Here is a 21,368-nt window from a genome sequence, read left to right as displayed (position 1 = left end):
TAATGATTAATTTGTTAACGCTACAAAAGGCGGCATGGAACTTGCTGCAAGAATCTCGCCACAATTGCGCGACGCTAACTCACTGCACTGTCGGCGGTTTACCGGGGTGCAACTGTGGAACTGTGAGCGAGTGCAACCTGTTAACAAAATTTAGTGATTAACAGGTGAAATCGCTGTAATGCCTGTGTTAAATCCATTGTGCGCATCGCGCCTTTCCGGCAGGATACCGCGCCTCAGGAAAGAGCAGGCGCCTGAATCTGGAAAAAACCTGCGGCCCCGTCCCGTTCCGACGCGGCCACAGCGTGCGGTTTCTCTCGGGAAATCAACTATAAAGTGGAGAGACGAATGAGTGTAAGCACACCGATGCTGGTGACTTTTGTAATTTATATCCTTGGGATGGTGCTGATAGGCTTCATCGCCTACCGTTCCACCAAAAACTTCGACGATTACATTCTGGGCGGCCGCAGTCTGGGCAGTTTTGTTACCGCGCTGTCAGCGGGCGCCTCTGATATGAGCGGTTGGTTGCTGATGGGGCTGCCGGGCGCAATTTTTCTCTCTGGCATTTCGGAAAGCTGGATCGCCATCGGGCTGACGATCGGCGCCTGGCTAAACTGGAAGATCGTAGCCGGGCGTCTGCGCGTGCAAACCGAGCACCATGACAACGCCCTGACGCTGCCCGATTTCTTTACCAGCCGCTTTGAAGATAAAAGCAAAATCCTGCGCGTCATCTCTGCGCTGGTGATCCTGATCTTCTTCACCATCTATTGCGCCTCGGGCGTGGTAGCGGGCGCACGCCTGTTTGAAAGCACCTTTGGCATGAGCTATGAAACCGCGCTGTGGGCCGGTGCGGCGGCGACCATCCTCTATACGCTGGTGGGCGGCTTTCTGGCGGTAAGCTGGACCGATACCGTGCAGGCGAGCCTGATGATTTTCGCGCTGATCCTGACGCCGGTGATCGTGATTGTCGCCGTTGGCGGACTGGACGACTCGCTGGCGGTCATTGAGGCGAAAAGCATTGAAAACCTCAATATGCTGAAAGGGCTCGATTTTGTCGCGGTGATTTCGCTGCTGGGCTGGGGGCTGGGCTACTTCGGCCAGCCGCACATCCTGGCGCGCTTTATGGCGGCGGATTCGCATCGCTCGATCCGCACCGCGCGCCGCATCGGCATGGCGTGGATGGTGCTCTGCCTGGCAGGCGCGGTGGCGGTCGGCTTCTTCGGCATCGCCTACTTCCAGAATCACCCGGATCAAGCGGCTAACGTCAGCGGCAACGGCGAGCGCGTCTTTATCGAGCTGGCGCGCATCCTGTTTAACCCGTGGATCGCCGGCATTCTGCTCTCGGCCATCCTGGCGGCGGTGATGTCGACCCTCAGCTGCCAGCTGCTGGTCTGCTCCAGCGCGCTGACCGAAGATCTCTATAAAGGCTTCCTGCGCAAAAAAGCCAGCCAGAAAGAGCTGGTGTGGTTCGGCCGCGCCATGGTGCTGCTGGTAGCGCTGATCGCCATCGCCCTTGCCTCGAACCCGGATAACCGCGTGCTGGGACTGGTAAGCTACGCCTGGGCCGGTTTCGGCGCCGCCTTTGGTCCGGTGGTGCTGTTCGGCGTCTGCTGGAAGCGCATGACGCGCAACGGCGCGCTGGCGGGCATGGTGATCGGCGCGGCGACGGTTCTGATCTGGAAACAGTACGGCTGGCTGGGCCTGTACGAAATCATTCCGGGCTTCGCCTTCTCCAGCATCGCCATTGTGCTCTTTAGCCTGCTGGGCCGCGAGCCGTCCGCCGCTGCGCAGCAGCGCTTCGACGCGGCCGAGGCGGAATACCTGACTAAATAATTCATTACAACATACAAGCCCGCTTCCCGCATGGGAGCGGGCTTTTTTGCGTCTTCAGCTGGAGAAATAATTTCGCTGCATTACTTGTTTTTTCCTCCGCGATAATGATAATCGGTATCGTTCGCATTTTACCTAACTTTACCTGCGATTGACGCTGCTTAACATTCAAGAGGTCGGCGATGTTTGTTCCCTTTCTTATCATGCTGCGCGAAGGCCTGGAAGCGGCGCTGATCGTCAGCCTGATCGCCAGCTATCTGAAGCGTACCGGCCGTACCCGCTGGTTTCCCGCGCTGTGGGCGGGCGTATTTATCGCGGCGGCGCTCTGTCTCGCGCTCGGCATCATCATCAACCAGACCACCGGCGAATTCCCGCAGAAGCAGCAGGAGCTGTTCGAGGGCATCGTTGCCGTGGTCGCGGTGGCGATCCTGACCTCGATGGTGTTCTGGATGCGCAAAGTGGCGCGCAATATGCGCGTGCAGCTTGAGCAGGCGGTCGATCAGGCGCTGAATCAGAGCGGACGCGGCGGGCTGGCGCTGGTGCTGATGGTGTTTCTCGCCGTGGCGCGTGAAGGGCTGGAGTCGGTGTTCTTTCTGCTGGCGGCCTTTACCCAGGATGTCGGCTACGCGCCGCCGGTGGGCGCCGTGCTCGGACTGGCGACGGCGGTGGTGCTGGGCATGCTGCTCTACTGGGGCGGCGTGCGCCTGAATATGGCGCACTTCTTCCGCTGGAGCAGCCTGTTTATTCTGTTCGTCGCCGCCGGGCTGGCGGCAGGCGCTGTGCGCGCCTTTCATGAGGCGGGCCTGTGGAACCATTTTCAGACGGTCGCTTTCGACCTGAGCAACGTGCTCTCCACCCATTCGCTGGCGGGCACGCTGCTTGAGGGCGTGCTGGGCTATCAGGAGACGCCGAGCGTCAGCGAAGTGGCGGCCTATTTTCTCTATCTTATTCCGGCGCTGCTGCTGTTTTTACTGCCGGCGCGTCCGGCGCGCCAACTCTCGACTAAACAGGGATAACTCTATGATGATTCGCTTTCGCCGCAAAACCCTGCTGGCTTCGCTGCTGGCGCTGACGGGAACCGCTGCGGCCGCCGATATTCCGCAGGTCGCCGTCAGCGTGACGGATACCCAGTGCGAACCGATGCAGCTGACGGTCAAGCCAGGCAAAACTCAGTTTCTGATCAAGAACAACAGTCAGAAAGCGCTGGAGTGGGAGATTTTGAAAGGCGTGCTGGTGGTGGAAGAGCGCGAAAATATCGCGCCGGGCTTCAGCCAGAAGCTCACCGCTAACCTTGAGCCGGGCGAGTATGAGATGACCTGCGGCCTGCTGAGTAATCCGAAAGGCAAACTCATCGTGCAGGGCGAGGCGTCGCCAGCCGCGAAAGCGGGCAAACCCGACGTGCTGGCACTGGCCGGTCCCATCACCGCCTATAAAGCTTACGTGACGCAGGAAGTGGCGCAGCTGGTGGCGAGCACCGAAGCCTTTACCCATGCGGTGAAAGCGGGCGATATCGAGAAAGCGAGAGCGCTCTATGCGCCGACCCGTCAGCACTACGAGCGTATCGAGCCGATCGCCGAGCTTTTCTCCGATCTTGACGGCAGCATCGACGCGCGCGAAGACGATTACGAGAAGAAAGCGGAAGATCCGAAATTCACCGGTTTCCACCGCCTGGAGAAAGCGCTGTTCAGCGATAACAGCACCAAAGGCATGGAGGGCTACGCTACTCAGCTCAACCGCGACGTGCAGGATCTGCAGACTCGCATCAGCGAGCTGGCGTTTCCGCCGGTGAAAGTGGTCGGCGGCGCGGCCGGCCTGATCGAAGAGGTCGCCTCCAGTAAAATCTCCGGCGAAGAAGATCGCTACAGCCGCACCGACCTGTGGGATTTCCAGGCGAACATCGACGGCGCGCAAAAGATTGTCGATCTGCTTCGTCCACAGCTGCAGCAGGCGAATCCGCAGCTGCTGGCGAAAGTCGACGGCAACTTCAAAAAAGTCGATGCCATTCTGGGCAAGTATCGCGAAGGAGAGGGCTTCGCCTCCTACGAGAAGCTCACCAGCGCGGATCGCAATGCGCTGAAAGGCCCGGTTACCGCGCTGGCGGAAGATCTCTCTTTACTGCGCGGTACTTTAGGTCTCGATTGATATGAGTCGTCAACAGGATGAGGCGCAGCCTGCAAGGCGACGCCTGTTAAAAGGGCTGGGGCTGTTGGGCGGCGCGGCCGCCCTGAGCGGCGGCTGCCCGTTCCACGCGGCGGCCGACAGCTTTTCTCCCGGTACGGTTGCGCCCGACGCGCGACGCCAGGTGCAACCCTTCTATGGAGAGCATCAGGCGGGCATCACCACGCCGCAGCAGGCGTCGATGATGCTGGTCGCCTTCGACGTGCTGGCCAGCGATAAGGCCGATCTGGTGCGCTTGTTTCAGCTGCTCACCGCGCGCATCGCCTTTCTGACCAGCGGCGGTCCGGCGCCGGCGGTGACCAATCCTAAGCTGCCGCCGATGGATTCAGGCATTCTGGGCGCGGAGATCGCGCCGGACAATCTGACGATGACGGTTTCGGTAGGCGCGTCGCTGTTCGACGAGCGTTTTGGCCTGCAGACGCTGAAGCCGAAGAAGCTGCAAAGCATGACGCGCTTTCCCAACGATTCGCTGGATGCCGCCCAGTGCCATGGCGATCTGCTGCTGCAGATCTGCGCCAACACCCAGGACACGGTGATCCACGCGCTGCGCGATATCGTGAAATACACGCCCGATCTGCTGGGCGTGCGCTGGCGGCGCGAAGGCTTTATCGCCGATCACGCCGCGCGCAGCCAGGGGAAAGAGACGCCCATCAACCTGCTGGGCTTCAAGGACGGCACGGCCAATCCCGACACGCAGGATAAGCCGCTGATGGATAAGCTGCTGTGGGTGACGGCCGATCAGGACGAGCCGGCATGGACGCGCCGCGGCTGCTATCAGGCGGCGCGGATTATCCGTTTCCGCGTTGAGATGTGGGACCGCACCCCGCTCGGCGAGCAGCAGGCCATCTTCGGCCGCGACAAGCTGAGCGGCGCGCCGCTGGGCATGCAGCACGAGCGTGACGTGCCGGATTATACGAAAGATCCGGAGGGCGAGGTTATCGCGCTCGACGCCCATATCCGCCTCGCCAATCCGCGCACGCCCGAAACAGAGAGCAGCCTGATGCTGCGCCGCGGATACAGCTATTCGGCGGGCACTACCGCATCAGGGCAGCTCGATATGGGACTGCTGTTCGTCTGCTATCAGCACGACCTGGAAAAAGGCTTTATCACGGTACAGAAGCGGCTTAACGGCGAAGCGCTGGAAGAGTATGTACGTCCCATCGGCGGCGGCTACTTCTTTGTTTTGCCGGGCGTTCCCGACGCTAAGCACTATCTGGCGCAGCCGCTGCTGGAAGCCTGACGACACCTGCGCCGCCGCATCGGCGGCGCGGTTTCGGCGCGCCGTGCAAAATATTTGTTTCCCGCCTGAAAATCTAATCCTTTGATTGCTATAAGAAAGCTTTTTTTCGCCTGCCTGCCGGCTGCTGTTATTTCTGAATTCTGGGGATGGTCGTAAAATTAATGTTGCCAACTCTGTTAAAATTAGTGCAGTTTAATGGATAAGCGTGTTGTATCGCAGACTGGAGTCGCGCATGGGAAGGTCCTTTACAGGACAGACAGCTTTACCTCAGGTTCCACACTCTTCAGCGAGGGCATGCGCGCCTTCGACAGCCTCTTCTTCTTTATCAAATTGTTTCTCTATCTTCGATTTTACCGGTGTGCCTTTGCGCCTCGGTGCGGCGACACATCTTTATCAACGGTACGTCATGGCTCGAAAGGAAGCCAATCAAACCTCTAAAGCGTTCAGTTAATCGTGGCGGGCAGCGGCCCAACGCGGGAAATGAAACCAACTGTAAGGTGCGACTATGGGAAGACAGAAAGCAGTGATCAAAGCGCGTCGTGAAGCCAGAAGGGTGCTTCGTAGTGACTCTCGCAGTCATCGTCAGCGCGAAGAAGAATCGGTCACTTCGCTGGTGCAGATGGGTGGGCTGGATGCAATCGGTATGGCGCGCGATGTGCGCGACCGTTCGCCGATCGCCGCCAGGAACGATGCTCAGGCGCACTATCTCCAGGCCATAGAATCGAAGCAGCTGATCTTTGCAACCGGCGAAGCTGGATGCGGTAAAACCTGGATCAGCGCCGCGAAAGCGGCAGAGGCCCTGATACATAAGGATATCGACAGGATTATCGTCACACGTCCGGTGCTACAGGCCGATGAAGATCTGGGATTCCTGCCAGGGGATATCTCAGAAAAATTCGCTCCGTACTTCCGGCCGGTCTACGACGTTCTGGTTAAACGTCTTGGCGCTTCCTTTATGCAGTACTGTCTGCGACCCGAAATCGGCAAGGTGGAAATCGCGCCTTTCGCCTATATGCGCGGTCGTACCTTTGAAAACGCGGTGGTGATCCTCGATGAGGCGCAAAACGTGACCGCGGCCCAGATGAAGATGTTCCTGACGCGCCTTGGCGAAAACGTCACGGTGATTGTTAACGGCGATATTACCCAGTGCGACTTGCCCGCTGGGGTGCCTTCCGGTCTCGCGGACGCGCTGGCGCGGTTCGAAGAGGACGAGATGGTCGGTATTGTACGCTTCGGCAAAGATGACTGCGTGCGTTCGGCGCTCTGTCAGCACACGCTGCATGCGTATGGTTGATTGATTTGAGTAAGTCTGTGTAGCAAGCAAAACCCGGCGCAAGCCGGGTTTTTTTATGGGTGACATTTCCAAATGGCACCTTGTTTTATTTTACAAGGGCATCACTCTGGCAAAACCAGTATGCGATAACGCTTTCTGGTTTGGTAAAATGCCCGGTCTGATAACATCTGGAGATAGAGATCGATGGAAGGAAACTTAATTTTCTGTTCGGATGCCATATTGCGATTTCAATCCACATACGATGAAACGACAGCGGTTCCCTTGCTCTCGATACAGAACGCAGTAGCCAGTACCGATCCATTCTTTCTTCTTCGTTTTTTCCACCACGATGTTCTGATAGAGGAAGGAACAGCGCTGGCAAGCATATTTCTGGCAATAGAACCCTGGAAGGCGTTGTTAGCCGCTTATCTGGACAGAGATGTGGGCGCTTATATTGATGAGGTCCGAAAACCATCGGGACCCGCCACTTGGGATATCGAATGGATTGGAATTGACCGCCATAGTTCAGTTTATCGCGCTTATCAATATCAGGACATGGAAGAAGGAGAAGATCTTACAAGCTATTTTAACCGTGAGCGCATCCCAACCGAGGAGTTTGACATCGAAACGAGCTGTAGCGCTTCCGGCTTCATTAAGGGAGATAAAGAGCGCTGGAGCATTAGCGGCGACATTCATGAAGTTAAAAATCTGCCTGTTATCCTTTATAATAAACAGGTATTGATTGACTCCGCAAAAGATAAATTGCTGAACAAAAATGTATCAGGTGTGAAAAGTGCAGGGCATAGCAGCTTCATTTATGGCGACACATCTTTTTGTTTTAGGGAAGTCATGGAAGCTACTTTCATTAGCGGCCTCTTTTTTTATGCGCCGGAGGATGCCGCCAGTAGTCTTAATGAACTTAAAGCCAGTCTGGCTGAACTGAAAGACGAACTTTCTGATGAACATGACGTAGTGACGGCCGACAAGGAATCAGATAAAGAGCCTGCCATCATTATTGCCGAGGGTGCTTTCGACTCGGTTACGACACATATGGAATCAGAAACTGAAGAGTGGCACGCTATTAAGAATCTATGCCAGCGGGAGGGGACGTTACCTGTACGCATTGGGCGTATCAAAATGGCAGAGCCTCCGGAGCTACGTCTGTGCGGTGAGATTCTTAATATAAAGGAATGAATATAATGAATATAATAGATACTATAAAAGATTCTTGGTTGTTCGAGGACCACTTGAAAGCTATTACGGGTCCTTTATTTGTTGCTGCTGCTTTATGGCTGGCTCGCTTAATAAAACGCCTTTGCTTCCCTTTTGTCTTTATTTTCAAAATGAATCTTTCATCTGGTTTTATTAGGTTGTCTGTAGACGATAAGGTTATTGCGCTAAAGATAATTAGTGAAATTAATGATGTTGATGGGGAATATGATATTTTAATAAAGGAGCTAAAACTTAGGCAGTATGGTTTATTTTATCCTCTACCTGTATTAAGGGTTCTGTTTAGTTACATTTATGATAATAATGTTCGAATGAATAGTACAGGTTTTTTATCTTTCCTTGACTGTAATCAGATTTTCAATTATAAACGGGATGAAATGCCTGTTTGTTCATTAAAAAAAGTGACGGGCCACATATTTTTTTATACTCTATTTCTTGCTTTTTTGGCGTGGTACAGTATTAGCGTTTTTAATTCAATTTTAACCCTTTATCATTCCCCTTTGAACTTTATAAACATATCCACAATAATTTTAATGTTCATCATTATTATTGTAATCTTAAGGTTTGCTTACATTTTTATTGAAAATTTCATATCTCTTTTTTGGGCAATTTCTTTTTCAAAAAAATTGAGAAAATATGCTGTTTTAAAAGAACAAATGAAACTCATTAAAAAATATGAACAATAAAATTTCGTGCCTGTATTTTCTTGAATTTGTGGCGGTGAGAGGGGGATTGACTCGCTGCGCTCGCTCTGCGGGCAGCGTCGCAGGCTCCGCTGTCCAACGGGCTGCGCCTGTTGTCGAACCCCGGCGGGGGTCTCATACCCCTCTTACTGAGAGATATAAACGAAAAAAGCCTGAACGTAAGTTCAGGCTTTTCTCTGAAATGATGGCGGTGAGAGGGGGATTCGAACCCGCGTTCATATCTTCGTAACCTCATGATAGATAATGGTTTCATAAAAGGATCCTTTTTCACGTGCACTACACGTGCATTTTTCTGCAAATTGCCCCATTAATCACTTCCGGTTTTGATCCCCGGCCTCGACAGATGTCCGTCGTAATCGACCAGGTAAGAGCCGTAATTTCTGAACAGCATGTCCGGTCCTTTATGTCCCATTTGCTTACAGAGCCAGAACAGGTTTGCACCAGAGCTGATATGCATCGTCGCAAACGTGTGACGTGTCTGATACGGATTGCGATACCTGAGCTTTGACTCGCGCATGATGATGCGCCATGCCTTCTGCCGGATAGCATCAGAGCCTGCCCACGGCTCGCCAGTGCGCGGGTCTTCGAAAACAAACTCGCTCTTAAGCTGCGTGAACTGCTTCATGATGCCGAGCGCCTCGATCGCCTCCTCGTTCAAATCTATCTTCCTTGTGCCGGCGCGCGTCTTGGTAGATTTCTCCACACCCTCAACAACGGCGTTCTGCACAAACGCTGTCTTCCTTTCGAAATCTATATCCCTCCACCGAAGCGCGCAGAGCTCGGAAGGGCGCACGCCAGTGTTCAGCGCAAACTGGAATGTCGCTTTCCACTGTGGATAGAGGCAGTGCATATAGATGATGCTTATTTCCGCAGGAGTGAATGGGTCAACCTCGTATTCCTCTGTGTTTCCATACTCAACAGAGAAGTAGCGAGATGCGCTGATGTGCGCGACTGGGTTATCACTGATAAGCCCATCCGTCACCGCTTCATCAATGGCACTGCGCAAAAACGACAGCCGGTTTCGGATGGTCTTCAGCTTGGTTTTCTGTGTCGATACCCAGCTTTTAAGCGCAGCTGGCGTCAGCTCCGTCACGTAGATGTTGTGGAGCAACCTCAGCGATCGCAGGCACTTCCTGTAGCCGTCCAGAGTAGAGGGTGACAGGTTGCGGTTTTCACTGATGACCAGGTACTCCTCGAGGTAGTCCTTTACCGTCTTTTTCTTCTTCTGATGCCCAAACAGTGCGGCCTTTTTTGAGCGGGGGAAGTACTGCAGGTAGTTAAAATCCCCCGACGCGATGCGGTTTTGTATCTCTCCCAGATATCGCTCGGCATACTTTATGTTTCGTGCATTCACCTCCATTCCCGACAATGGCTCTCTGCACAGAACGCCATTAAACGTAAATGTCAGCTGCAGCGTTTCGCCAGTCTTATGGCGGCGCACGGTTATTCCGCGCGGTAAAGCGGATCCTTGCTGCTTCTTGCCCATCGGTTCACCTCTTCTGTATCAATCCAGCGCTCCCGGACGCCGTCCACTTTTAATACGTGAACCCCCATCCTCCAGATCTTCCTTTGTATCCGTTTGTTAATGGCTTCCTCCGATTCTCCTGTGGTTTGGCAGTATGCTGAAATGGGCATTACATCAAGGCTCATATCTACTCCTTATCCGGCCATATCCAGGCCGCGGCTAAGCAAATAAAAACGGCGAGCCACAGAGTGAACTCGCCGGGGGAGATGTCGCTGAGGGTGTTCATAGCCATTCGCCAACACTGGCGGCGAGATAGGTGATCGCCTTTCTCGTATGGCTCATGATATCTGGTCCATCGATATCGACCGTATAGCTGCAGGCGCCGGCCGGTTCACTCACCAGAATTACCTTCGGCCCGTAGTGGATATTCATGTCCATCTGATGGGCCAGATGAAATGCGTCTGCATCATTATTCAGAGGGTTCCACGGCGTATAAACCACCGGGTCGATAAGTATGTTTCCCTGTTCGTCGAAACCGAATGTGCGATGCCCCGCAGCCTTGGCGGCAAGCTCAAGAGCGTCTTCATCAGACATAACAACTCCTCACGCAGAGCGCGATCGTGAATAGGGTGGGCTGGGGGTTAGGCGGGTACGACAGTGGTTTGCTTAATGGCTTCTCGAACAGCCTGCACGATTCTTTCGAGGTAGTCGTAATCTGGATTTGGTGCGGTGGGCCAGCTGGCGTGCCAAGGTTCATCTCCAAACACCTTGCGAAGAGATGAATGGCTGTGCCAGTTGCAAACCATGTCTTTCACATCATCCGCTCCATCAGCCTCATCCCAATATTCTCGGGCCTCAAATTGGTCAATTTCCTTCTCACGGCGAAGCTTTAAAATTTCCTTTTTAACGAATTCAATATTGGCTTCGTTATCTTCCCCCTCGATGGCTGATCGAATGCCACGGCTAAGGCAGTTGATAAGGTATGAATCGTTACAGTCGATGAAGAATTCTTGAATCGTGCGGTCAGACATGGAGCCCCAGTATGACGTCCATGACTTGCCGAAGCAGGTAATGGTGATGCTGCCAGCGCCGGGGCGGAGGTTTTCAATCATCACTTTTACCGGGTCTAGCCTGTCAGCGTCGGTGATAACCAACTGTTGAATGGTGCTCTGGGTTACCTTCATACCAAGCTCCTCTGCTTCTGCGCCCACAGCACGCGCTCAAAGTCCTCTCTGCATTCGCAACAGCAAAAGAAACCCTTCGCTATCTTCTCGCCGCAATCACCGTTATGGCATACGCCGGTAAAGGTCATGCTCGGCTTCGGCCTGTTCGCCAGCGCTACCTCAATCAGCTGCTGCTCTCTTGCTGCTGCTTCATCTGCTGCATCTGGAAAATTCATACCGCCTCCTTGAATGCCTGTTCGCACTGCTCAGATACGCGGCGGATATGCTGTTCCATCTCCTGCAGCGACTGCACATCTGACATCTGCACATCGAGATGAATCAGGCCGGCAATCGCCTGGCTGAGCTTCGGGAAGTAACCGACCAGCGAGAGATATTCACCGCCAGCGTTCTTGCCTTCCTTGACGATTTTCTTCTCCTGTACGATGAACTGGAACTGGTCAGCGGTCAGGACGTACTTGTCACCGATATCAATTTTCATACTCATTTCCCCTTATCTACCAGGCATGTCACATAGCCTGTATTGGCTGGAATTTGCTTGCTGATGGTCTTAACTGATTCGATACAACTGGCAGAGTTATCAAACGGGATATGAGTTAAGCTGCCAGACTGAAACATGATGATGATGAGATAGAGGTGCATGCTTACCTCCGAAATTTGGGCGTAAAAAAACCGCATTACGCGGTCATATGCTGCTGCTTAATGGGTTCGCAGTTTTTCATTCGGGCTCCGGCGCTGCTGCCAGCATGGCGGCCCATTCACTGTCGATATCGTCTGGCGCATCATCATATGCGTCCCACATTTCCTTTGTCGGCTCGACCGGCACGAGCTTCCAGCCTTCGCGCGCCTTGCGATGCGCCAGCAGCTCCTTTGCCATTTCCTGCGAATCCTTACCGCGGGCGTTGCCCGTTGTCGCTATATACTCAATCCTCTCATCACTAATCATTTCACCTCCTCAATTTTACGCAGAAGTTCGTTGCGGATGTGCCGCAGGGCGTTTTTAGATCCGACTGTTTGTGTGCAGTAGATGGAGTAAATGCGCTCAATCTCATTCTCATCAGGAACCAGCTCCGCAAGGTTGATGGCGGGCGCGGTGCCGTTCAGCTCAATAACTCTTTTTGCATAACAGGCGCAGCCCATAGCGAAGCCGGTACGGTATTCATAGCTTTCCTCGCTGACGTCTGGAAGCCCATCTACCGGCAGCCTCAGCGCGGCAACTGGCGGCGCTGAATAGAACTCCGTTACCTTTTCTGGACAGAAAGAAAATGAGCGACACCCGTTATACTCAAACTCACCATCTGCTTCGCCCAAGAAGGCGACAGGCTCAGCCGCCAGCGCCGCCAGGGAGATCTCCATCAGCTCTACCATGTAGCGCATATTGGGATTCGATTCTGATGCAGCCTTCCAGCGTTTAATCTCAATTCTGCACAGCCCAGCAAGCACCTCTCTCTGCTCTTCCGTAAATTGCATCATTTGGCCCCTTCAGCTGTTGGGTTGTAATCGTCGCCTTCACGCCAGAAAATTGGGCGAATATCTTTTAAAAGGCGCTCGTTTGGTATGCGCTTTCCATCCTGCACGTTGAAGACTTTTACGAAGATGCGGTGATAAGCTCCGTCGCCATCCAAATGAGGCCATATTTTAAAGCCAGAAACCTCGCGACGTTCCCATCTATCAGCGCTGGCCAGGTGAATCAGCACCTCATCACCAACATCCGGCAGCTGACGGCCATCCCAGACTTTTTTAGCGCCCATCAGGAAATCTCCTTCTGCTGTTCCCATGCCTTCTGCATAAATTCTTCGCTGAACTCCATATCCGGCGCTTGCTCGAAAGCGATATACGCTTCCTCCTGGCAATTAGTGCAGTAGCCGGAAACCTTACGGCAGCCGCAGTTATCGCAGTGTCCACTCATCTGTCATCTCCTGTGCCGCTGAGCGGCGAAATAGTTAGTCCTGCACCACAGCGCCAAACCTTCCGCGCCTCTCATTCTGGTAATCCATCCACAGCACGCCCGGCTTCGTGACGATGATACGAGGAAGAGGAGGGCGCACAGCCGTCTCTCTGACTACCTGACGCAACCGGCGCTCTTCCATGAGCTGAATCTTCCTTTCCGGCGTCAACCTGCGCTCGTGCTCCTCGCCACGTTTCGCCGCCTGCGTTGCTTCTACCGCGGCTAAGGCAACCTGCTGACACTTCCTCTGATGCGGCGTCATCTGCTCTGTACGCCACAGAAACCTTTCCTTTTGTATTTCTGACAGGCGTGCGTAATGCGCCGATTCAAGCGGTGTAAGAGTCATACAGGTGCCTTAGTGGAGGGTTAAATCAGAAAGGAGTGAAACCGTCGTCGTGCTGCGGGTAGTCTTGATAGCCTGCTGTGTTACCGCTTGCAGAGCCTTTCTTGCGCTCGTCTTTGTCCTTCAGTCCCGCAGCCATGCGGTCAACGGCTTCGGCGTTCTTGCCTTCTGCCTTCTCCAGCAGCGTCTGGCGAGTTTGTGCGATAAACGGCAAGCGAATCTCCAGTCCATAGGTATCAGAGCCGTCATTCTTGCTACGGAGGACTTTCTGCAGCACCAGCCCGACTTTCTTGCCTGCGAATTCAGGCGCAACGAACTGGCCGGCCGCTTTCATCTGGTTGGTGAGCTGCTTCACGCCAGCGCAGCCCATGATTGCGTGAACCATATTCACGCCGAAGGTGTTCTCGCTGCCGTCTTTTTTGCTGACATAGACGCTCAGGTACTGCACTTTGCGACCATCATCGGATTCGCCAGAGAACTCGATAGCCTTCGCGCCGCCTGAAGAGGTGGTGAGCGCCGCCTCGGTGATGGTGAGAACGTATGCGCCACTCTCGTTGATAAAACCGCCCTGACCGGCGGTTAATGCTGCTTCGTGGTTGTAGGTGAAAATCACATTACTCATGCGGCTGATTCCTTCAGGTTATGAACATTGGATAAGCCCCAGTAGTCGCAGATGGTTGCATCCACGAAAGCCAGGTCGTTGTCGATTTCGTTGGCGTCGAACATGCCCATCGGTGATTTAACCGTGTCAGCGCCGTTGTTTTTGGTGGTGAAGAAGAACTGGTCATCGCGGGTGAGGGTTCGGAGAACGATAGTGAACATGCCTTCGACAGTGATTTTTTCGTCGAGCATTTTGCCGATCGTCTTCATCTTCACGCGACCCATCGCCGTCTCTTCTGTGTGGGCAAGGAAGTAGACGCGAAGGTCATCAGGCGCGTCCTGAGCGGCTTTGATAACCTCCCATGCGTGCCGGCCAATCTCCGTAAACTTGTCGAATGACTTCTCGTCGGATCGGCGCATAAACTCGTTGCTCATCACGTACTGGAAGTCGTCGATGATGACGATCCGCTTTCCGTACTCGCGCGCCCTTTTGATAACGCCGACGATGAATTCCCACTTATCTGTGTTAACTACCGTGCCTTTCTTCTGCGCCGCATCCCACGGCGTCCAGTCGCGTGACTTGAACGGCAGGGGCTTGCCCACCGCCTTCACCAGAATGACCTCTTCAGGATTCAGGTTACGCAGGCTTGTCGATTTGCCCGTGCCTGAATCGCCGAGAACTAGCGTTGCTGTGCCCATCAGTTAATCCCCATCTGTGCTGCCTGCTGCTCCGTACGGTAATCAGCAATCGCTTCCTGTGCGGCTTGCTCTGGCGTCATCTTCTCGAGCACAGGCTCTAAAATGGCCTGCATCATCTCGATGAAATACATATCCGGGTCAATCATGCTGCTATCTCCTGACGAATCGTGTAACCCTGCTCTGTAAGCCACTCCATGACGTCTTTAATGTCCATCTGGTTGAGTAGCTGCTTGCCGTTGAAGTCGAGAAGGGACACTTCATCAGCTTCGATAACCAACATGCCGGGGCGATATCCGGCGCGAGTCTTCAACTCGCCGCACTCGATTTTCAGCTTCATCACTTAGCCCTCAGGCCTAATTTCTGGAGGAGCATGCGGGTGAAGTCGAAGCCAGTCAGTCGCTCATCTTCCCGGCGCTGACGCTCCAGCTCTTCCTGCTGCTTGCGGTACAGCTCAACTGCTGTCGGCGCGTTCATTGCGGATTCCCCGGCTGTGTTACTGACTGAATCAGACGCTCTACCAGCTTCTGTAAGCGGCTCTTCGGCTTCCACGACATAACGTCTGCGCCGGTTAATTTGAATGCGAACATAGTGTTTTGTGGGCAGCCCGATGCTGCCCCTGCGAAAGAAAGACGCATGGGGATACCTCATTAAATTTGGTTGGTGTCAAAAAGATGGGCACCATTGCGGTGCCCATAGGGAGTGTTACTGTCTGGTTATCTCAAGCCCTCTAAAGGCGTTGGTGACTAGCACCGTCATGGCCTGTCGTGACAAGCCATTGCGCTGCTATCAGTCATCGTCGTCGTCGTCATCAAGGTTGATGACTTTCAGCCAGGTCCTTGCTGCATTTCGGGCGCACCAGTCATCAGCTTCGTTGTAACTGTCGAATACCAGGTTGTCGCCGAATGCATCCTTAGCGATTTCCGCGTCTTCAGGGTCATCTACGTTGAGCAAAACAATGCATTGCATACTCTCTCTCCTGTAGTGGTTACTGGCCCAATGCTCGGGCTATAGCAGCCTGAGCCGTCTCTATTTCATCTGGATATTGGTCATTCCAGTTCTGCTTGTATGCCTTGTTAAGCATTGCCTGCAGCGCCTCAAGAAGCTCAGGTGCTGCGGCAATGAGGTGCGAGTTTGCTTTATATTCAGTTGGGTTCAACTCACGGTGCCCGCCAATATCTCCCCAATGCTGAAACCCCTTTTCATCCCATCCATCCAATATTGCTACCCTCTCAGCTGATACAACCTTAAATCCATTGCTATCAGTGATGTTAAGTGGCTCATCAATATATTTTTCAATGGCAATCCAAGGCCCCGGCGTGCCCTTAAATTCACTCATCTCACCCTCCTAAATAACCCGCCACCATGTTGATCATGGTGGGCTCCAGTAAAAAGGCTGCGGGTGGCAGCCTGTTAGTTCAAAATTAAGTCGTATTCGCAGGGCGATTCCTTATAACGACCGCCTGCTGTGTAAAAGGCTATCCGGTCTAGTTGGCCATCTGGTTTTGTTACGACGCCAAAGAACTGATAAACGGTGAATAGCTCCGAATCATCGCGCTGAACTTCAAATGTAAGCCCATTCTTGGTTGGGTATTTTCCGCCAACAACCAGCATTTCTCACCTCGCAGTTACGATATCTTTAGATTTGCGATAGCCAGCTGCGTAGACAGCGACTTGCGGTAAGCACATCCCGTCCTGTACTTCACCGCCCATGTATTTCGCGGCGCCTGCCAGAATCTGCTTGTGATATTCGGTCTCGGTTTCAACCGCTTTAACTACGCGGTCAGCTGCCGGCCGTTTGCAGGCAATCTCAGCGCGGCTCAGTTCCACGCGACGCTGCGGCGCTTCCTGACTAAATGCGCTCGCCAGAATCGCTTCAATCTCACGCGCCTTAATAGCCTCTTCAGCCCGGCGAGCGTTGCGGCGTGACTTCGCGTTATCTTTTCCAACAGGGTTAAGTGATTTGCCATAGACGATGTTCGCCATAAATCCTCCGGTTAGTTACTGGCTGCACTGTCGCAACAATGCACTCAGTAACCACTGTTTGAGTTCGGTGCGTTCTCGGCACCTTCCGTAGAGCTTCCCGCTCGTTGTTACAAAGAGCTGCTATCCGTTTCGTACTGCGCCAGCGTCCTGCTGATGGAGAGATATTCACATATTGTGATTTAATGGTCAATCACAAATTGTGTATAAATTTAATATGACACGCTATGTGTGTGATTTTTTTGTGTATTTATTTTTCTACAGCCGCAAAAAACCCGTACAGCGCTCGACTCAGTGCTAAGATTTCATGGCTTAACAGGAGGAGGTTGGTGGCATGAGAAACAAAGATGTGGCTGACTTGCACAGGAAGATGATGCCTGAGGTGGGAGAGGTTCTTGGTAGGGGGACTATGGAGCTGCTGAGGGAGGGGCGGGCGATAACTAATCTGGCAATAAAGGAGAAGATAACAGGTCTTTATGCTGATAAAGCAGATGACATAGTAGTGCAGATGGCGCTGGCTCTGCTGTCGACGACGCACTGACGGTGCAGGTCAGGATTGCGGGCAAAAAAAACCGCCAGACCAGCGCTGGCGGTAACTTGTCGAGCAACAAGCAAAGTGATGGATATATTTCACTTTCATTATTGGCCGATATTTTTTTACCTGCAAGCGTAAGCGGCAAAAAAAGCCCGCACACGGCGGGCAAGAGTGATGCGGACAATCAGCTTGTTCCGGCCCTGAGGCCGTGTCTCTCTGGACATTAGTGTTATCGGCACGGCAGGAGATAGCTTTAGGGGTGGGCATGAAAAACCCGGTGCGGTGGCGGGTGCAGGAGTGGCAACGAGTTCACCATTGGTAAACCGTTTACCATTAATGACATCGTTAACCATAGGGATCGGTGTGGCGGGCAAAACTGAAGGTATTGAGATCTTCTACTGGTATATCAACGAGATAGGGTGGCGGTCATATGGGGATCGGCGCAATAAAAAACCCGGCGCTGTGGCCGGGTTTATTTGCAGTGTTGGCGATAAAACTTTAGCACCTTGTTAGGTGTAAAATCAGAAGATTCGAATCCTGATAGTACACGCTGAAAAACGCTTTCTTCCATATCAGCGTGTTTTTCCAATTCTCCGCTTTCTTCCCTAGAAACCACATTAGGGACTTTCCATACAATAGCATCGGCATAGAAAACATAACTGTCATGATGCACAAATGGGTGCTCTCCAGCACGTAAAATACATGCTGGATCGTGGTGTACTGGAGCCGGATATACCGTGGTGATATTAACGACCAGTACGCATTCGCAACCATGGACAGGATGGTACACTGGATCGTTACAAATGATATGTAGATGTTTAGACCCACCAACAGGGGCCAATACGGTGCCTTTCCTGTATGGTGAGTAAACTGTCATGCTAGCTCACTGCTGAATTTTTTGAGTTGGTCGCGCGCTCTCATTCTATCAAGGAGAGCTTCGGCTTCCGCTTCAGATTTCCCGCCAGCCATGAAAATGGATTTTGGATTGATCGCAACAGACGACCCGTGAGGATCTTGCCACTCAGAACAAATTCGGTGCGTTAATTCACAAAGCTCAAAGCGCTTATAATGACCAAACTCTGAGAAAACTTTATCCAGAATTTTTATATCAGCTCGGCTTAGCTCATCGAAAGCATCATCGTCTTCAAGCCCATGAACTGGCTTTTTGACTGAAACCTCATAATTCGATTCACCTTTTATCCAGTCATCCCAAGGTGATTCTTCAAGAGGGCTGCCTGACTTAAGCAGGTCATAGGTTCGTGACAATACAGGACCATTGTTCATGGACACTGCGCGGTCACCAGTCATTGAGTCGCCATAACTGATCATATACTCACGATCAGCCAGGTAAAGCAGTTTCATGAGTTTGATATATGCCATGCGCCCACCACGTTTCAACAGTAGGTAACCAGCCATTTGAGCTGCTTTATTTTCGCTGTACATACTCAACCTCCCAGACTACCTAATTAGTAATCTCAAGTGTGATTATGAATACAAGTGATGCTGTAGTCAATCAGGCTTATTGGCCTGTAACCCTTCAGCCTCATTTTACCCAAACGTATCTTCCGGCCTAAGCACCTGGCATCCAGGCGCCGCTGGCAATGAACCATACCAGGAGTGCTATCCCTGCTATCCCACAAACAGCAGGGAAGATGTATCCAATCTTCATTTCATCACCCAAACGTCTCTTCCGGCCACTGAGCCTTAACCACCTTGCCAATGATGCGGATACTGTGGTCGCAGTCCAGAATCCTGTATGCAGGGTTCAGCGGCACCAGGTAACTAACGCCACTGTCCAGCTCGTACTTCTTGAACGTTACTTCTGAGTCACCGTTCGCAGATGCAATACAGAAATCACCCGACTCTACCGGTTCAGCCGGATCAATCAGTATCAGCATCCCTTCAGGAAAGCTCGGGCGCACACCCTGTGGTGCCGTCATTGAATGTCCCTTTACCTCAAGCCAGAACGCTTTCTCACTGGCTTTCTTCGTCGTTGGCACCCATGCCTTAGCGTCACTGGCCGTGTAGCTGCCGACCTCGGCAAATGGGCCAGCCTGGACGTGCGCGAACAATGGATATTCATATTGTTTGAAAACTGAATCAGACTCATCACCAAACATGATCTTGGCTGGTGATACGCCAAGGGCAGAACCAAGGATTACCGCGTCGTCAGCACTTACCTTACGTGTGCCTAACTCATAATTCCCCAGACGAGACGGAGCCGCCCAACCGCAAAGTTTGGCTAGCTGTACCTGGCTAAGTCCTTTTGCTTCACGCAGGGACTTAATCCTTTCCCCGATTAATTCATGCATTGTTTTCATCCAATAAATTTACCACGGTTCGTGATTGCACTCCGTACACGAATTGAGGTTGACTGTTAATCACATTTTGTGTGTAATGGTGTTCTGTTTAACGCCAAGGAGAACGCAATGAACAACATTGCACAGCAGCGAAAGAAAATCGGAGTTTCGCAGGCTGTTCTTGCTTCGGCGATTGGTTGGGGACAGTCACGAATTGCCAACTATGAGCTGAATATCCGTACCCCTGGACTCAACGATTGTCGACTGATTGTTGAAGGCCTAAAGAAGCTGGGATGCCATTGTTCTCTAGATGATGTTTTCCCACCTTCAAAAAGTAAAGCCGCTTAGCAGTACCCGCTCTTTTTACAACGGACATGAAGTCCTACGGAAGCCACCGAGAACGTGGCGACTAACTCAAACGAAACAACAAAACGTTCGTGGCAATAGCTGCGGCTTTGTCACGTCTGAACAACAACTTATCACCAAGGAATCATACGAAATGGATCATGCAAAGAAACGCAACGAGGCATTGCGCATTGAAAGCGCCTTGCTCAACAAAATCGCCCTGTTAGGCACTGAAAAGACAGCAGCTGCTGTTGGTGTCGATAAGGCGCAGATAAGCCGCTGGAAACGAGACTGGATACCGAAGTTCTCGATGCTTCTGGCAGTACTGGAATGGGGTGTCGTGGATGACGAGATGGCTCATTTAGCCCGGCAGGTGGCGCAGCTTCTCGCAAAAGGAAACGCCCCAAAGAGCAATGAACTCTTTGAGGCGTAGGGTGGGGCAACAACCACGATGCATATCCCGGAGATGATTATGCCAAAGAAACACGTTTTACGCCAGGCAGAAATGCGCAAAAACCTTGCCCGCATCGAGTTCTGCAAAGGCTTCAACCCGACTGTCGCGGAGAAGCTGAAGCACATTCTGGAAGAGGCCAAAGCGAAGGGGAAAGGGCAATGAGCAATCTGGCTGAAGTACATGATCTAACGCCTCACATCGAGGCAAGAGAGCGTCGCGTGGCAGATATTGAAGATGGATTCACGCGCATCGCCAATGAACTCCTCGAAGCCGTCATGCTTGCAGGACTAACCCAACATCAGCTTCTGGTATTCATGGCCGTCATGCGCAAAACATACGGCTTCAACAAGAAGGTTGACTGGATCAGCAATGAGCAGCTGTCACAGCTGACAGGGATGTTGCCACACAAATGTTCAGCAGCGAAAAGCGCTCTCGTTAAGCGTAATATCCTCAGCCAGAACGGCAGGCTGACTGGCATTAACAAAGTCATCGGAGACTGGGAAAAACCAGTTCACCCGAATCAGGTAAATTTACCCGAATCAGGTAAGGAATCTTTACCCGAATCAGGTAATCGCTCTCACCCGAATCGGGTAACCACAAAAGACAATATTACAAAAGACAAGAAAGACATTAAAAACACTTTGCCCGAACAGGTTCGGTCGACATGCGAAAAGGTCGCTAAGCCTGCAGGAAAGAATCAGGCAGCCGACGAAGCATTCGAGAAAATCTTCTGGTGTGCAGGCATGGTGAAAAAGGGCAAGCAGAAGGCTATGTCAGCTTTCAGGTCGAAGTATCAGGAGTGGCGGAAAGAGTCAGGCGGAACGCCGGAGCAGTTTGCTCAGATGCTGGCAGAAGATATCGCCGGCCGGCAGGGCAAGCAGTTCGGTTTTGACAACCTCCATCCCGCAACCTATCTCAACGGCAGCCGCTGGCAGGACGACAAGCCGGCAGCTGCAGCCTCAAGCTCAGTGAAATCAGCAATCACGGTTTCCAAGTCTGGCTACGTGTTCTTCGACAGGTGATCACATGAAGCCACGGATTAAATCGTAAGCGTGCAGTGAGAACC

Annotated in this window: 35 protein-coding genes; 12 read left to right on the top strand and 23 right to left on the bottom strand. The window is 52.6% G+C overall.

What is annotated here, in order from left to right; genetic code table 11:
* Positions 1 to 345: 345 nt before the first annotated feature.
* From putP to B3229_RS04910, 7 genes are all read left to right on the top strand, one after another.
* On the top strand, positions 346 to 1,830 hold the full coding sequence (gene putP, locus B3229_RS04940; protein WP_286869916.1) for a sodium/proline symporter PutP: 1,485 nt from the start codon (positions 346 to 348) through the stop codon (positions 1,828 to 1,830).
* Positions 1,831 to 2,009: 179 nt separating this feature from the next.
* Complete coding sequence (gene efeU, locus B3229_RS04935) at positions 2,010 to 2,843, top strand: iron uptake transporter permease EfeU (protein WP_048785122.1); 834 nt, start codon at positions 2,010 to 2,012, stop codon at positions 2,841 to 2,843.
* Positions 2,844 to 2,847: 4 nt separating this feature from the next.
* On the top strand, positions 2,848 to 3,969 hold the full coding sequence (efeO, locus tag B3229_RS04930) for an iron uptake system protein EfeO (protein WP_277269464.1): 1,122 nt from the start codon (positions 2,848 to 2,850) through the stop codon (positions 3,967 to 3,969).
* 1 nt (position 3,970) lies between these two features.
* A complete protein-coding gene (efeB, locus tag B3229_RS04925) occupies positions 3,971 to 5,245 on the top strand; it encodes an iron uptake transporter deferrochelatase/peroxidase subunit (protein WP_286869912.1) in 1,275 nt (424 codons plus the stop codon).
* A gap of 505 nt (positions 5,246 to 5,750) precedes the next feature.
* A complete protein-coding gene (gene phoH / locus B3229_RS04920; RefSeq protein WP_048785246.1) occupies positions 5,751 to 6,539 on the top strand; it encodes a phosphate starvation-inducible protein PhoH in 789 nt (262 codons plus the stop codon).
* 183 nt (positions 6,540 to 6,722) lie between these two features.
* Entirely contained in the window at positions 6,723 to 7,712 is a 990-nt protein-coding gene (locus B3229_RS04915; protein ID WP_286869910.1) for a hypothetical protein, read from the top strand.
* Between the two features lie 5 nt (positions 7,713 to 7,717).
* Positions 7,718 to 8,434 (top strand): hypothetical protein, encoded by a 717-nt coding sequence (locus B3229_RS04910; RefSeq protein ID WP_286869909.1) that lies wholly within the window; start codon positions 7,718 to 7,720, stop codon positions 8,432 to 8,434.
* Between the two features lie 325 nt (positions 8,435 to 8,759).
* On the opposite strand, the gene B3229_RS04905 is transcribed toward B3229_RS04910, so the two are convergent.
* The 19 genes from B3229_RS04905 to B3229_RS04815 form a co-directional block, all read right to left on the bottom strand.
* A complete protein-coding gene (locus B3229_RS04905; RefSeq protein ID WP_286869908.1) occupies positions 8,760 to 9,938 on the bottom strand; it encodes an Arm DNA-binding domain-containing protein in 1,179 nt (392 codons plus the stop codon).
* Positions 9,896 to 10,102 (bottom strand): excisionase, encoded by a 207-nt coding sequence (locus B3229_RS04900; protein ID WP_072010431.1) that lies wholly within the window; start codon positions 10,100 to 10,102, stop codon positions 9,896 to 9,898. Before B3229_RS04900 ends, B3229_RS04905 begins: the two co-directional genes overlap by 43 nt.
* A 97-nt stretch (positions 10,103 to 10,199) precedes the next feature.
* A complete protein-coding gene (locus B3229_RS04895) occupies positions 10,200 to 10,511 on the bottom strand; it encodes a hypothetical protein (RefSeq protein ID WP_286869904.1) in 312 nt (103 codons plus the stop codon).
* Positions 10,512 to 10,558: 47 nt separating this feature from the next.
* Positions 10,559 to 11,101, bottom strand: a complete 543-nt coding sequence (locus B3229_RS04890; RefSeq protein WP_286869902.1) for a hypothetical protein — start codon at positions 11,099 to 11,101, stop codon at positions 10,559 to 10,561.
* Positions 11,098 to 11,316 carry a hypothetical protein gene (locus B3229_RS04885; protein ID WP_286869900.1) on the bottom strand — a complete coding sequence of 73 codons (219 nt, stop codon included), beginning with the start codon at positions 11,314 to 11,316 and terminating at the stop codon, positions 11,098 to 11,100. The genes B3229_RS04890 and B3229_RS04885 overlap by 4 nt, the downstream gene beginning before the upstream one ends.
* On the bottom strand, positions 11,313 to 11,579 hold the full coding sequence (locus tag B3229_RS04880; RefSeq protein ID WP_286869897.1) for a DUF5405 family protein: 267 nt from the start codon (positions 11,577 to 11,579) through the stop codon (positions 11,313 to 11,315). Before B3229_RS04880 ends, B3229_RS04885 begins: the two co-directional genes overlap by 4 nt.
* A gap of 237 nt (positions 11,580 to 11,816) precedes the next feature.
* The gene (locus B3229_RS04875) at positions 11,817 to 12,044 is read right to left on the bottom strand and encodes a hypothetical protein (RefSeq protein ID WP_286869895.1); all 228 of its coding nucleotides are present in this window, start codon (positions 12,042 to 12,044) and stop codon (positions 11,817 to 11,819) included.
* Positions 12,041 to 12,571 carry a hypothetical protein gene (locus tag B3229_RS04870; protein WP_286869893.1) on the bottom strand — a complete coding sequence of 177 codons (531 nt, stop codon included), beginning with the start codon at positions 12,569 to 12,571 and terminating at the stop codon, positions 12,041 to 12,043. Before B3229_RS04870 ends, B3229_RS04875 begins: the two co-directional genes overlap by 4 nt.
* The gene (locus tag B3229_RS04865) at positions 12,568 to 12,849 is read right to left on the bottom strand and encodes a hypothetical protein (RefSeq protein ID WP_286869892.1); all 282 of its coding nucleotides are present in this window, start codon (positions 12,847 to 12,849) and stop codon (positions 12,568 to 12,570) included. Before B3229_RS04865 ends, B3229_RS04870 begins: the two co-directional genes overlap by 4 nt.
* Positions 12,849 to 13,007: a hypothetical protein gene (locus B3229_RS04860; protein WP_286869890.1), complete on the bottom strand. Its 159-nt coding sequence runs from the start codon at positions 13,005 to 13,007 to the stop codon at positions 12,849 to 12,851. The genes B3229_RS04865 and B3229_RS04860 overlap by 1 nt, the downstream gene beginning before the upstream one ends.
* A 34-nt stretch (positions 13,008 to 13,041) precedes the next feature.
* The gene (locus tag B3229_RS04855) at positions 13,042 to 13,392 is read right to left on the bottom strand and encodes a hypothetical protein (protein ID WP_286869889.1); all 351 of its coding nucleotides are present in this window, start codon (positions 13,390 to 13,392) and stop codon (positions 13,042 to 13,044) included.
* 25 nt (positions 13,393 to 13,417) lie between these two features.
* A complete protein-coding gene (locus B3229_RS04850; RefSeq protein ID WP_286869887.1) occupies positions 13,418 to 14,011 on the bottom strand; it encodes a DUF669 domain-containing protein in 594 nt (197 codons plus the stop codon).
* The gene (locus B3229_RS04845; RefSeq protein ID WP_286869885.1) at positions 14,008 to 14,688 is read right to left on the bottom strand and encodes an ATP-binding protein; all 681 of its coding nucleotides are present in this window, start codon (positions 14,686 to 14,688) and stop codon (positions 14,008 to 14,010) included. The genes B3229_RS04850 and B3229_RS04845 overlap by 4 nt, the downstream gene beginning before the upstream one ends.
* Positions 14,688 to 14,834 (bottom strand): hypothetical protein, encoded by a 147-nt coding sequence (locus B3229_RS04840; protein ID WP_286869883.1) that lies wholly within the window; start codon positions 14,832 to 14,834, stop codon positions 14,688 to 14,690. Before B3229_RS04840 ends, B3229_RS04845 begins: the two co-directional genes overlap by 1 nt.
* On the bottom strand, positions 14,831 to 15,028 hold the full coding sequence (locus tag B3229_RS04835) for a hypothetical protein (protein WP_286869880.1): 198 nt from the start codon (positions 15,026 to 15,028) through the stop codon (positions 14,831 to 14,833). Before B3229_RS04835 ends, B3229_RS04840 begins: the two co-directional genes overlap by 4 nt.
* On the bottom strand, positions 15,025 to 15,162 hold the full coding sequence (locus B3229_RS04830) for a hypothetical protein (RefSeq protein ID WP_286869878.1): 138 nt from the start codon (positions 15,160 to 15,162) through the stop codon (positions 15,025 to 15,027). Before B3229_RS04830 ends, B3229_RS04835 begins: the two co-directional genes overlap by 4 nt.
* A 312-nt stretch (positions 15,163 to 15,474) precedes the next feature.
* Positions 15,475 to 15,654 carry a hypothetical protein gene (locus B3229_RS04825; RefSeq protein WP_286869875.1) on the bottom strand — a complete coding sequence of 60 codons (180 nt, stop codon included), beginning with the start codon at positions 15,652 to 15,654 and terminating at the stop codon, positions 15,475 to 15,477.
* A 19-nt stretch (positions 15,655 to 15,673) separates the two neighbouring features.
* Positions 15,674 to 16,024, bottom strand: a complete 351-nt coding sequence (locus tag B3229_RS04820) for a hypothetical protein (protein ID WP_286869872.1) — start codon at positions 16,022 to 16,024, stop codon at positions 15,674 to 15,676.
* Between the two features lie 278 nt (positions 16,025 to 16,302).
* Positions 16,303 to 16,671, bottom strand: a complete 369-nt coding sequence (locus B3229_RS04815) for an antitermination protein (RefSeq protein ID WP_286869869.1) — start codon at positions 16,669 to 16,671, stop codon at positions 16,303 to 16,305.
* A gap of 331 nt (positions 16,672 to 17,002) precedes the next feature.
* Between B3229_RS04815 and B3229_RS04810 the strand changes: the two genes are divergently transcribed.
* A complete protein-coding gene (locus B3229_RS04810; RefSeq protein ID WP_033748118.1) occupies positions 17,003 to 17,209 on the top strand; it encodes a hypothetical protein in 207 nt (68 codons plus the stop codon).
* Between the two features lie 466 nt (positions 17,210 to 17,675).
* Here B3229_RS04810 and B3229_RS04805 read toward each other — a convergent pair whose 3' ends face one another.
* The 4 genes from B3229_RS04805 to B3229_RS04790 form a co-directional block, all read right to left on the bottom strand.
* Positions 17,676 to 18,080 carry a hypothetical protein gene (locus B3229_RS04805; RefSeq protein WP_072010385.1) on the bottom strand — a complete coding sequence of 135 codons (405 nt, stop codon included), beginning with the start codon at positions 18,078 to 18,080 and terminating at the stop codon, positions 17,676 to 17,678.
* Entirely contained in the window at positions 18,077 to 18,646 is a 570-nt protein-coding gene (locus B3229_RS04800) for a Panacea domain-containing protein (RefSeq protein ID WP_033748113.1), read from the bottom strand. Before B3229_RS04800 ends, B3229_RS04805 begins: the two co-directional genes overlap by 4 nt.
* 127 nt (positions 18,647 to 18,773) lie before the next feature.
* The gene (locus B3229_RS04795) at positions 18,774 to 18,872 is read right to left on the bottom strand and encodes a YoaK family small membrane protein (RefSeq protein WP_143807664.1); all 99 of its coding nucleotides are present in this window, start codon (positions 18,870 to 18,872) and stop codon (positions 18,774 to 18,776) included.
* Between the two features lie 4 nt (positions 18,873 to 18,876).
* Positions 18,877 to 19,524 (bottom strand): LexA family protein, encoded by a 648-nt coding sequence (locus B3229_RS04790; protein WP_033748110.1) that lies wholly within the window; start codon positions 19,522 to 19,524, stop codon positions 18,877 to 18,879.
* Positions 19,525 to 19,632: 108 nt separating this feature from the next.
* Here B3229_RS04790 and B3229_RS04785 point away from each other — a divergent pair, with 108 nt between their 5' ends.
* The 4 genes from B3229_RS04785 (at position 19,633) to B3229_RS04770 (ending at position 21,324) form a co-directional block, all read left to right on the top strand.
* Positions 19,633 to 19,851 carry a helix-turn-helix transcriptional regulator gene (locus B3229_RS04785; protein ID WP_072010384.1) on the top strand — a complete coding sequence of 73 codons (219 nt, stop codon included), beginning with the start codon at positions 19,633 to 19,635 and terminating at the stop codon, positions 19,849 to 19,851.
* Positions 19,852 to 20,002: 151 nt separating this feature from the next.
* A complete protein-coding gene (locus B3229_RS04780; protein WP_033748108.1) occupies positions 20,003 to 20,281 on the top strand; it encodes a lambda phage CII family protein in 279 nt (92 codons plus the stop codon).
* Positions 20,282 to 20,320: 39 nt separating this feature from the next.
* Complete coding sequence (locus B3229_RS04775; protein ID WP_286869854.1) at positions 20,321 to 20,464, top strand: hypothetical protein; 144 nt, start codon at positions 20,321 to 20,323, stop codon at positions 20,462 to 20,464.
* The gene (locus B3229_RS04770; protein ID WP_286869849.1) at positions 20,461 to 21,324 is read left to right on the top strand and encodes a replication protein; all 864 of its coding nucleotides are present in this window, start codon (positions 20,461 to 20,463) and stop codon (positions 21,322 to 21,324) included. Before B3229_RS04775 ends, B3229_RS04770 begins: the two co-directional genes overlap by 4 nt.
* The last annotated feature ends 44 nt before the right edge of the window (positions 21,325 to 21,368 follow it).

Source organism: Pantoea sp. UBA5035 (assembly GCF_002415245.1).
Taxonomy (GTDB): Bacteria; Pseudomonadota; Gammaproteobacteria; order Enterobacterales; family Enterobacteriaceae; genus Pantoea; species Pantoea septica.
Note: the sequence above shows the minus strand (reverse complement) of the source record. Positions and strands in the feature narration are given on the sequence as shown.